The organism is Flavisphingomonas formosensis, assembly GCF_009755815.1.
GTDB classification, from domain to species: Bacteria; Pseudomonadota; Alphaproteobacteria; order Sphingomonadales; family Sphingomonadaceae; genus Flavisphingomonas; species Flavisphingomonas formosensis.
The window spans coordinates 63,140-70,863 of record NZ_WRPK01000017.1; the positions used below are offsets into that span (position 1 = coordinate 63,140).

Annotated in this window: 10 protein-coding genes; 8 read left to right on the forward strand and 2 right to left on the reverse strand. The window is 64.9% G+C overall.

Annotation, left to right across the window (positions count from 1 at the left end; all coding sequences use genetic code 11):
* The first annotated feature begins 108 nt into the window (after positions 1-108).
* Complete coding sequence (locus GQY20_RS30240) at positions 109-999, forward strand: LysR family transcriptional regulator (protein ID WP_157220899.1); 891 nt, start codon at positions 109-111, stop codon at positions 997-999.
* 21 nt (positions 1,000-1,020) lie between these two features.
* Here GQY20_RS30240 and GQY20_RS30245 read toward each other — a convergent pair whose 3' ends face one another.
* Positions 1,021-1,413: a winged helix-turn-helix transcriptional regulator gene (locus GQY20_RS30245; RefSeq protein ID WP_157220900.1), complete on the reverse strand. Its 393-nt coding sequence runs from the start codon at positions 1,411-1,413 to the stop codon at positions 1,021-1,023.
* A gap of 96 nt (positions 1,414-1,509) precedes the next feature.
* On the opposite strand from GQY20_RS30245, the gene GQY20_RS30250 reads away from it, so the two are divergent.
* From GQY20_RS30250 to GQY20_RS30270, 5 genes are all read left to right on the forward strand, one after another.
* Positions 1,510-2,235 carry an SDR family NAD(P)-dependent oxidoreductase gene (locus GQY20_RS30250; protein ID WP_157220901.1) on the forward strand — a complete coding sequence of 242 codons (726 nt, stop codon included), beginning with the start codon at positions 1,510-1,512 and terminating at the stop codon, positions 2,233-2,235.
* A 281-nt stretch (positions 2,236-2,516) separates the two neighbouring features.
* Complete coding sequence (locus tag GQY20_RS30255; protein WP_157220902.1) at positions 2,517-2,960, forward strand: MarR family winged helix-turn-helix transcriptional regulator; 444 nt, start codon at positions 2,517-2,519, stop codon at positions 2,958-2,960.
* A 32-nt stretch (positions 2,961-2,992) separates the two neighbouring features.
* Positions 2,993-3,556, forward strand: coding sequence for an isochorismatase family protein (locus GQY20_RS30260; protein WP_157220903.1), 564 nt, complete (start codon positions 2,993-2,995; stop codon positions 3,554-3,556).
* A gap of 1 nt (position 3,557) precedes the next feature.
* Positions 3,558-3,887, forward strand: coding sequence for a hypothetical protein (locus tag GQY20_RS30265; protein WP_157220904.1), 330 nt, complete (start codon positions 3,558-3,560; stop codon positions 3,885-3,887).
* A gap of 11 nt (positions 3,888-3,898) precedes the next feature.
* Positions 3,899-5,152, forward strand: coding sequence for an MFS transporter (locus GQY20_RS30270; RefSeq protein WP_157220914.1), 1,254 nt, complete (start codon positions 3,899-3,901; stop codon positions 5,150-5,152).
* A 7-nt stretch (positions 5,153-5,159) separates the two neighbouring features.
* On the opposite strand, the gene GQY20_RS30275 is transcribed toward GQY20_RS30270, so the two are convergent.
* Positions 5,160-5,909 (reverse strand): SDR family oxidoreductase, encoded by a 750-nt coding sequence (locus GQY20_RS30275; RefSeq protein WP_157220905.1) that lies wholly within the window; start codon positions 5,907-5,909, stop codon positions 5,160-5,162.
* A 98-nt stretch (positions 5,910-6,007) separates the two neighbouring features.
* On the opposite strand from GQY20_RS30275, the gene GQY20_RS30280 reads away from it, so the two are divergent.
* Both GQY20_RS30280 and GQY20_RS30285 read left to right on the forward strand, forming a co-directional pair.
* Positions 6,008-6,913 carry an AraC family transcriptional regulator gene (locus GQY20_RS30280; protein ID WP_157220906.1) on the forward strand — a complete coding sequence of 302 codons (906 nt, stop codon included), beginning with the start codon at positions 6,008-6,010 and terminating at the stop codon, positions 6,911-6,913.
* 194 nt (positions 6,914-7,107) lie between these two features.
* Entirely contained in the window at positions 7,108-7,536 is a 429-nt protein-coding gene (locus tag GQY20_RS30285; protein WP_157220907.1) for a hypothetical protein, read from the forward strand.
* The last annotated feature ends 188 nt before the right edge of the window (positions 7,537-7,724 follow it).

Consider the following 7,724-nt stretch of genomic DNA (forward strand, 5'->3'; position numbering starts at 1 on the left):
GATGGTCCTTGTTTGACGCGTGGAGGGATTGGCATCCAGAAAATGATCGATCCACATGCTTGCAAATAGCCGCTATATTTGGACTGTCCGTCTCACTGGTGGAACAGTATGGATCTGCTAGCCCTTGCCGATTTCAACCTAGTGGCCCGGCACGGGGGGTTCGGAAAAGCTGCGCGCGCCGCGGGGCGACCCAAGGCCACCTTGTCCCGGCGCGTTGCCGAACTGGAGGCGAGCCTCGACCTGCGCCTGTTCGAACGCGGTGCGCGGGATCTCAAGCTGACCGAAGAAGGACGGGCGCTCTTCGAGCGCGCCGGCCGGCTACTCAGCGAGCTGGAGGAGACTGCAGCCGCAATTGCCTCGGGCGGCGAGCGGCCGCGCGGTCGGCTGCGGATCAGCGCGCCGCTTCTGTTCTGTCAGACCGCGATGGGCAAGCTCGCCTCCGACTTCGCGCGGCGCTTTCCAGACGTCCGGCTCGAAGTGACGACCGAGGATCGCGCGGTCGACATGATCGAGGAAGGGTTCGACCTCGTGATCCGCGTGAACCCCGACCCCGACGAGAGCCTGGTCGGCCGGGCGTTCCTGCGCGACCGGCTGGTGGTGGTCGCGCCGGCTGGACAGGCGCCGCCGATCGGGGGCGCAGCCGCGCCAGCAGTCGTGCGCACGCCGGGCGACACCGTAGCGTGGCGGGTGAAGTCATCCTCGGGCCCCGCGACCATCGCCATCGAGCCGGTGCTGAGCCTGTCCTCGCTCATCATGATCCGCGATGCGGTGCGCAGCGGCGTCGGTGCCGCGCGCTTGCCGATTTCGCTGGTCAGCCATGATCTCGCCAACGGTACGCTCACCCACTGGGGCGACGCGGATGCACCCGACATCATACTATGGACGCTGTATCCAACGCGGCGGCTGCTGAGCGCGCGGGTTTCAGCGTTCCTCGATCATCTGAGACGTGCCTTTCCGAACGGGACGCCTGACGAGTTGGCCGCTTACATTGGCAAGTGAAACCTCATCCCATTCGAAATCTCACGCTGCTGCTTCCAGGCTGCCGTGCTTTCTCGATGCGTCATAGTCAGCCTGCGCGCGCGCCAGCGCGGCACCATTGGCGAGTGACCACCTGTAGAGCGCAGCGAAGGGCTCCCGCAAAGATGCGCCGAGCGCCGTAATGGCATATTCGACGCCGATCGGCTGTGTCGGCAGGATTTTGCGGCTGATCAAGCCGTCGCGCTCCAGCCGCTTCAACGCGTCCGACAGCGCTTTGTGGGTGATGCCGTCGAGCCGGCGCTTGAGGTCGTTGAACCGCGCCGGTTGCGTGCACAGCACGCTGAGGATCAGCACCGTCCACTTGTTGGCGATCTGTTCGAGGATCGGGCGCGTAGCGGTCACATCGAGCGGCAGTTCGATCGTGTCGGCGGTCATGGGTATACGCATCCATATCTAGGCACATCTGAGTGCGTTCTTGTGCCTAGATATAGAGATTATATCTTCTCGTCATCATCAACGACGTGAGGAATTATGGGTAGCCTTTCAGACAAGATCGCAGTCGTCATCGGCGGCCATCAAGGCATTGGCGGCGCCATTGCCGAGCGCTTCGCAGCGGAAGGCGCCACGGTCTACGCGACAAGCCGGCGCGCAGCGGAAGGCGAGACGGCGCATGGGGCCGGCCTGCTGCGCCCGCGCCGCGTCGATGCCTCCGATCTGGCGGCACTGGGCGCCTTTTTCGAAGCGGTGCAGCGCGAGGCGGGCCGGGTAGATGTTCTGGCCGTAAACGCCGGGATCTCCGAGTTCGCGACCCTGGACGAGGTCAGCGAGGATCACTTCGACCGGACATTCGGCCTCAACGTGCGGGCATTGCTGTTCGCTACCAAGGCCGCGACCGCGATCATGCCCGATGGCGGCTCGGTGGTGCTAGTGGGTTCGATCGCCGATGAGATCGGCACCAAGGGTTATGGCGTCTACGGCGCGACCAAGGCGGCGGTCCGCTCACTCGCGCGCACCTGGGCCAACGAACTGGCTCCTCGCAACATCCGCGTCAACGTCGTGGCGCCGGGACCGACCGACACCGCGATGATGGCGGCGACATCCGACGAACTGCGCGAGACGCTGACACAGCTGATCCCGCTCGGCCGCATGGCCAGGGCCAGCGAGGTCGCGTCGGCCGCGCTGTTCTTCGCCGGCGAGGACAGCAGCTTCGTCACGGGCGCCGAACTGCCGGTCGATGGCGGCATGGCGCAGGTCTAAAGCCAATTGCAAGGCGGCGCGGCTGGAAAGCGGGTAAGATCAAGAAGAAGACTGCTTTCCGGCAGGCTAAGCTCCACGGGGCAGTCGAGCTCTGAACGCTCTTGGAAGAAGGCCGCGAATCTTCCGTTCCAATCGCCCTCACCGATCTGATTTCGGCCGCCCATCACGAACACGACATGCACGACGAGCAAAGTCGTTGCGCGGATCCAGTGGCGCTATCGTGCGGCCATATGTGAAGATAGGCTTTGTAGTTTACCTTCATATGTGGTAGCCAGGGTGGCGTGACCGATCGATCTCAACAATCCACAGCTGTCACCCTCGCGAGGGAGCTTCGCGGCTTTGCCAGCAAACTGAAGCGGCGCCTGCGCGAGCAGGCCGACGTGGGCGACCTGACGCATTCGCAGACTTCCGTGCTGCTCCGCCTGGAGAATGAAGGCGCTGCCACGACCTCCGCCCTCGCCCGCGCGGAGGGGATGAAGCCGCAGTCCATGGGAGCGGTCATCGCCACGCTTGAGGCGGCAGGATTTGTTACCGGGAGCCCAGATCCTGCGGATAAGCGCCAGACCCTGCTGTCCCTGACCGAGGAGTGTCGTCGCTGGATCGCCGAGGGCCGCGCCGTCAGGCAGGATTGGCTCTCGCGCATCATCGATGCGAGGCTGTCGCCTCAGGAACAAGAGCAGCTATCCGCCGTACTGCCGCTCCTCCATCGGCTCGCCTCTGACTGATATCGACCGCTCATCAATCCCAAGGAAATGCGATGCCTGTAACCACGCTCGATCCCAAGACCGCCTTGATCGTTGTAGACCTGCAGAAGGGCGTTGCGGGCATGGTTGCGCCCGAGACCTTCGAACCTGTCGTGGCTGGCAGTCGCGCGTTGGCTGAGGCCTTCCGCGCGAAGGAGCTGCCAGTGGTCTTGGTCAACGTCGACGGCGTCGCTCCGGGCCGAATCGAACAGTCCGCGCGGACTCCCGTGACTTTGCCGCCCGGCTTCACCGAGCTCGTCCCCGAACTGGACGCTCAGCCCGGCGACATCCGCGTGACCAAGAAGACCTGGGGCGCGTTCGCCACCACGGACCTGGAGCGCCAACTCAGGACGCTCGGCGTGACCCAGGTGGTCATCACTGGTATCGCCACCGGGACCGGTGTCGAGGCCACCGCACGTCAAGCCTATGAGGCCGGGTTCAACGTCACCCTCGCCATCGACGCCATGGTCGATCCCCGTCCTGGCGCTCACGACCATAGCATCGGCCAGGTGTTCCCGCGCCTGGGAGAGACCGGGACCACCGCCGACGTCCTCCATCTCCTGGCAAGGCATGCCTGACATGCATGTCCTGCATCTGGCAGCCGACTTTTTCGGCGGTGCGGCGCTGCTGAACACCGTCCCGCATCTGGTCAGCGGCGTCATGGGCCGCCGCTTTCCCAGCCCCTTCGCCAAGCCGCCGGGCAGGGGCATGTCGTCCGCACTGGTGAACGTGCTGTGGGGCTTCACCAACTTGGTGATCGCCTATCTGCTCCTCTGCCGTGCAAGCCCATTCGATCCCTATGACATTAGCGACCTCGGCGCGTTTGCTCTCGGTCTCCTGGCGATCGGCCTGATAGGTGCTCTCCATTTCGGCAGCCTCAACGAAGGGCGCGGGCCCGATCTGGCGTGACACAGAAAAGCGTGGGGCCATTCCGGTCTCTCCGACGGTATAATTATCGTCTTTGGGCGGGCGGTGCCCTGGTCTCCAATATCGGCACAGGAGTGCAGCGCACGGCGCAGGACTGGCTTGTGCTGACGGTGCTGACCCACAAGAGCGCCTCGGCTCTCGGCGTCGTCATGGCGCTGCAGTTCGCACCCCAGCTACTGCTCCTGCCCTGGACCGGATCCGCGGCCGATCACATGGATCGACGCAGGCTCCTCGTGGCCACCCAGGCGGCCATGGGCGTGTTGGCATTGATCCTCGGTCTTCTTGCCATTGGCGGGCTCGTGCGCCTGTGGCACGTTTACGCCTTCGCGGCCCTGTTCGGCGCAGCGGCCGCATTCGACGCGCCGGTGCGGCAGGTGTTCGTCTCCGAACTCGTTGGCGACGAGGACCTGCACAACGCTGTCACGCTCAATTCCATTTCGTTCAACATGGCCAATCTGGTGGGGCCGGCCGTGGCGGGCCTGATCATCGCCGCCGTCGGAACCGGTTGGGCCTTCCTGGTCAACGGCGCCTCGTTCCTGGCGGTACTGGTGTCGCTGCTCCTGCTGCGGAAGGACGAACTCTACTCCTCGGAACGCGCAGCACGCGCGCCAGGCGCGTTTGGTGCCGGACTGCAATATGTGGCCGGCAGGCCCGATCTGGTCGTGATCCTGGTCATGTTGTTCCTGATCGGCACCTTCGGCCTGAACTTTCCCATCTTCATTTCCACCATGGCGGTGCGCGCGTTTCACGCTGACGCACGGGGATTCGGCATCTTGTCTTCGGTCCTGGCGGTGGGGACAGTCGCGGGCGCCCTGTTGAATGCCAGGAGCGCACGACCGACAGTGAAGACGCTCCTCTGGAGCGCGCTGGTTCTCGGCATCGGCTTCTCGATGGCTGCGTTCGCGCCCAGCTATTGGAGTTTCGCCGCGGCGCTGGTGGTGGTCGGCGGAGCCTGCATGACCTTCGTCGTCGCTACCAACGGCCTGATGCAGGTCTCCACCGATCCTGCCATGCGGGGAAGGGTTATGGCGTTGCGCATCGGCGTCGCTCTTGGCGCTACGCCGATCGGGGCGCCGACGGTGGGCTGGGTCGCCGATCGGTTCGGCCCGCGTTGGGCCCTGGCCGTCGGCGCAGCCTCAGGGTTCGCGGCGGTAATCGTGGCGCTCTATTCCGTCAGGCGGCAGAATCCTCTCTGGGCGGACGCACGATCGGCTGCTCCAGACGAGAGCAGCCGTCCATTGGCCTGAGTGGCTGTCATCCCGCCTCGGCCATCCACTGTACCGCGTCCTCGCCAGCGGGGATCTTGAGCGGCGCGCTCGGATCGGTGGCCGCCAGCCAGACTGCCGCAGCCACATCGGTGGCATGGGTGGCCGGACCGGTGTCGTCGCGGAAACCTGCAATCATGCTTTCGATGAGCGGCTTGTAGTCGGGGTTATCGAGCCCGCGCAAATGCGGGAGGGCGTTGTTGCCGAAGTTCGTTTCCGGCGAGCGGCCGGGGAGCACGATATGCACGCGCACGCCAAACGGCTCCATCTCGACCGCGAGGCTCTCGGTCAGCGCATTGACCGCCGCCTTGCTCGCTCGATAGACGCCGACCAGCGGCAGCGGCTTGAGCGTCACCGTCGACGTGACGTTGATGACCACTCCGGCGCGGCGGTTGCGAAAGCCGGGCAGGACCGCCTGCAGCATCGCCAGCGTGCCGAGTGTATTAGTCTCGAACAGCTGCCGTGCCGTGTCCGCCTCGATCAACTCGATCGGCACGGCGGCGCCGAACCCTGCATTGTTGACCAGCACGTCGATCTCGCCGGCCTGCCCGAGCGCGCGCGCGATGCTGCCCGGATCAGTGACGTCCAGCGGCAAGGCGATGAGATTGGCGGACGCTGGCAGGATGTCGGCCTTGGGCTGGCGCATCGTAGCGATGACCTTCCAGCCCTTCTCGAGAAACAGATTCGCGGTTTCGAGGCCGAAGCCTGAGGAACAACCGGTGATGAGAACGGTGGGCATGGAGCACTCCGAGTTGCGTAGCAGTCACCGGTATATGGCGAAGGAAGGAGAGACCGCCTATGGTCGGAAGTCCGTTTTACATTTGCGATAGTCCTGCCATGTCCGTCGACCCGCTCGCCGAGATCGTCACCTTGCTTCAGCCCTCGGCCAGCTACTCCAAGCTCGTCGAATATGCTGGCCGATGGCGCCTCCGCCGCGACATCGAAGGCAAGCCGGTATTCTTCGCGGTGCTGGAGGGCGAGTGTCGGGTCGTATCGTCCGGCAGGCCGCCGATCATCGTGCGCAAGGGTGATTTCGTGCTGTCGCCCGTGACCAAGGATCATGTCGTCGAAAGCATCGAGGCGCCGCCGCACGGGATCGCCATGGTTCCGACGGAGATCGGCGAGGGGCGGTTCCGGGTCGGGCGCCCGGGCGAGCCGGTCAATCTCAGGATGCAGGTCGGAATCTGCAGCTTCGCCTCGCCCGATGCCGCCCTGCTCGTCTCGCTGCTGCCGGGGATGATCGTCGCACGCGATGAGCCGAGGCTTGCGCTGCTGCTTCAGCTGGTGGGCGATGAGACGCGAAACTCCCGTCCGGCGCGGGAGCTGATTCTGGAGCGTCTGCTCGAGGTGCTGCTGATCGAGGCACTGCGGTGCGGGGCAGACATCATGTCGGTGCCGAGCGTCGCCCGAGGGCTGTCGGACAATCGCCTGGTGTGCGCCTTGCGGGCCATGCATGCGCGGCCCGCGCATGGCTGGACCGTGGCCGAACTCGCCGCCGAGGCGGCGATGTCGCGATCCGCCTTCTTCGCACGCTTCAGCCGCATCGTCGGATTGCCACCGATCGAATATCTGCTGACCTGGCGTATGGCACTCGCCAAGCGGTTGCTGCGCACGCGGGAACTCGCGATCGAGCATGTCGCCGCGCAAGCCGGCTACGCCTCCGCGAGCACGTTCAGCACTGCCTTCACCCGCCACGTCGGGGTTCCGCCGATGCGCTATGCCCGTGCTTCGTTTGAAGTTTAGCCAGGAGGAAATCGAATCCCTGTTTCAGCCGTGAAAGGGCCCCTTCCAGACGCCGGTGGATGTCTATAGATACCAATAAAATCAATTAATTATGTGAAGATTGTGCTACGCTGTCCGGCGCGATCCGGCTATTTCTATGGATCGCGTTTTAATCGTCGGCAAAGCACATGGCTCGCGTTTTATCGGATCTGAGATTGCAGGACCGCGCCGCCCGTCTGCGGCTCAAGCCCCGCAACAACCCCTATTGGCGCATGGTCTGCGAGGGTCAGCATCTCGGCTATCGCCGGGGCGCGCGCGCCGGGACCTGGGTCGCCCGCTATCGCCCGCCCGGCACGGACGGCAACGGCGTCAAGCATACGCTCGGCGTCGCCGACGACATCGCCGAGTCCAATGGCGAGACCGTGCTCAGCTGGAAGCAGGCCCTCGACACGGCGACGCACTGGTTCGCGCTCCAGGAGCGCGGCGGCGTCGAGACCGCGCTCAACCCGGATATCACCGTCGCTGAAGCCGTCGACGCCTACATTGCGATCCGCGACGCGCGCCGGGCCTCCCAGGCGGGCCGCGAGGTCCGCTCCGACGCGTCCCACTGGCGCTTTGCCGCTCTTGCTGATGAGGTTTCGTGATGGTGCAGATACATGCCCAAGCGCGGACCACGCCTGCTGTGCGGGCGGAGATCGCCCGTTCCACAGAAGATCGTGTCCCATCGCATGGTGTAGCTTCGCCGACGTAGCGACGCCGATCTCCGGCAAGGCCGGATCGATCACGCGGCCATAGCCGGCAGCGTGACGAGAGGATCATCGCTCAACTGCGC

Coding starts and splice junctions, on each gene's coding strand:
- GQY20_RS30240 (WP_157220899.1), top strand. CDS start 109: ATGGATCTGCTAGCCCTTGCCGATTTCAACCTAGTGGCCCGGCACGGG.
- GQY20_RS30245 (WP_157220900.1), bottom strand. CDS start 1,413: ATGACCGCCGACACGATCGAACTGCCGCTCGATGTGACCGCTACGCGC.
- GQY20_RS30250 (WP_157220901.1), top strand. CDS start 1,510: ATGGGTAGCCTTTCAGACAAGATCGCAGTCGTCATCGGCGGCCATCAA.
- GQY20_RS30260 (WP_157220903.1), top strand. CDS start 2,993: ATGCCTGTAACCACGCTCGATCCCAAGACCGCCTTGATCGTTGTAGAC.
- GQY20_RS30265 (WP_157220904.1), top strand. CDS start 3,558: ATGCATGTCCTGCATCTGGCAGCCGACTTTTTCGGCGGTGCGGCGCTG.
- GQY20_RS30275 (WP_157220905.1), bottom strand. CDS start 5,909: ATGCCCACCGTTCTCATCACCGGTTGTTCCTCAGGCTTCGGCCTCGAA.
- GQY20_RS30280 (WP_157220906.1), top strand. CDS start 6,008: ATGTCCGTCGACCCGCTCGCCGAGATCGTCACCTTGCTTCAGCCCTCG.